Here is a 1,715-nt window from a genome sequence, read left to right as displayed (position 1 = left end):
CGCGATAGCGGTCTGGCAGTTGACGAATTCGTAACTGGTACACCGCCATCGCGAGCAGGCTCACTCCTACAGGGACGGTGCAGCGCAGACATTCAGCGGCGGTCCCACAGGGGCTGGCCTGAAGCAGAGATGAAAAAGGCGACCCGAAGGTCGCCTCTTTTTGACGCGGACGCGGTGATCAGAACTCGTGATCGGCGTTGTCCGGGTTCAGGTCGCTGATGCCCAGTTTGCCGGCAGCGGCTTCGATCGAGCCGGTCTGCTTGACCAGCGCGGCGATGGCGTCGCGAACAACCTGGTTGCCAGCGGTGTTGCCGGCGGCGATCAACTGGTCGTAGTGCTCACCCTTGTTGGCGTGATCGACCATGACCTGGATTTTCGCTTCGGTCGCGGCCAGATCGGCTTTCAGTGCGGTGTCGGCGGCCGGATCGGCCTTGGCCACCAGCGACGACAGGCTGGCGCCGGTCAGTTTGGTGCCATCAACCCGGGTGTACTCGCCCAGATAAACGTTACGCACGCCTTTGGCATCGTAGAAGTGCGAGTAGTGGGTGTTGTCGCTGAAGCAATCCTGCTCGTCTTCAGGGGAGTTGGCTTCCAGGGAAACCTTCATGCGCTCGCCCGCCAGTTCACCCAGGGACAGGCTGCCCATGCCGAAGAGCATTTTGCGCAGGCCGGTTTCGCCTGGCTCGGCTTCCAGTGTGGCGCGGTAGTTGTCGGCCACGTTCGGCTTCCAGTTGCCGACCATTTCTTCCAGATCGCTGACCAGCAGTTGGGTCACGGCTTTCAGGTAGGCACGACGACGCTCGTTGTGACCGCCGGTGGCGCCAGCGCCTTCCAGGTAGTCCGAGGCCGGACGGTTGCCAGCGCCCGGGCCGGTACCGTTGAGGTCCTGGCCCCAGAGGAGGAATTCGATCGCGTGGTAGCCAGTCGCAACGTTGGCTTCGGAACCGCCCAGCTCATTGAGGCTGGCGAGTTTTTCCGGGGTGATCTCTTTCACGTCGACCTTGTCTTCGCCGACCTGAACTTCGGTGTTGGCGATGATATTGGCGGTGGCGCCCGGGTTACCCAGTGCGTGCTCGTAGGATTTGTCGACGTAGTCGATCAGCCCTTCGTCCAGCGGCCAGGCGTTAACCTGACCTTCCCAGTCGTCAATGATGGTGTTGCCGAAGCGGAACACTTCGCTCTGCAGGTACGGCACGCGCGCGGCAACCCAGGCAGCCTTGGCGGCTTTCAGGGTGTCGGCGTTCGGCTTGGCGAGGAACGCGTCGACGGCGGTTTGCAGGGTTTTCGCGGTGGATTCGGCATCGCTGTAAACGGCGAAGACCATGTCGGCGTAGTGCGCGACCACAGCCTTGGCGGCGGCATCGTCAACTTTACCGGCAGCAGGAGCAGGGGCAGCGGCCGGCGCCGGGGCTGGAGCAGCGCTGCTGGAAGCCGGAGTCATTTCGGAGGCTTTTTCTTTGTCCTTGCCTTCGCCGCAACCGGCGAGGGAAATAGCGATGGCCAACAGACTGGCGGTAGCCAGAGGCATACGAATCATGGCGAACATCCTGCTTCGGTAGTTGAGTGGACTGGCGCCGGGGGCGCGCAAAACTGCGACATAATGCAAATCTTTCGCATTATGTGTAAAGGCGTGGGTGGAAATATTTCTTATTTGCGCAAGAAGATCAAAAGATCGCAGCCTCGTTGCACTGTAGGAGCTGACGAGTGCAACGAGG

The 1,715-nt window shown here is 61.3% G+C and carries 1 protein-coding gene; it reads right to left on the bottom strand.

The window, feature by feature from the left end; translation table 11 throughout:
- Window positions 1-178: 178 nt before the first annotated feature.
- Window positions 179-1,537: an imelysin family protein gene (locus DCO47_RS26685; protein ID WP_116659279.1), complete on the bottom strand. Its 1,359-nt coding sequence runs from the start codon at window positions 1,535-1,537 to the stop codon at window positions 179-181.
- Window positions 1,538-1,715 lie beyond the last annotated feature (178 nt).

It is taken from the genome of Pseudomonas sp. NDM (genome assembly GCF_003105095.1).
Classification (GTDB): Bacteria; Pseudomonadota; Gammaproteobacteria; order Pseudomonadales; family Pseudomonadaceae; genus Aquipseudomonas; species Aquipseudomonas moraviensis_A.
This window is presented reverse-complemented; position numbering and strand designations above follow the sequence as displayed.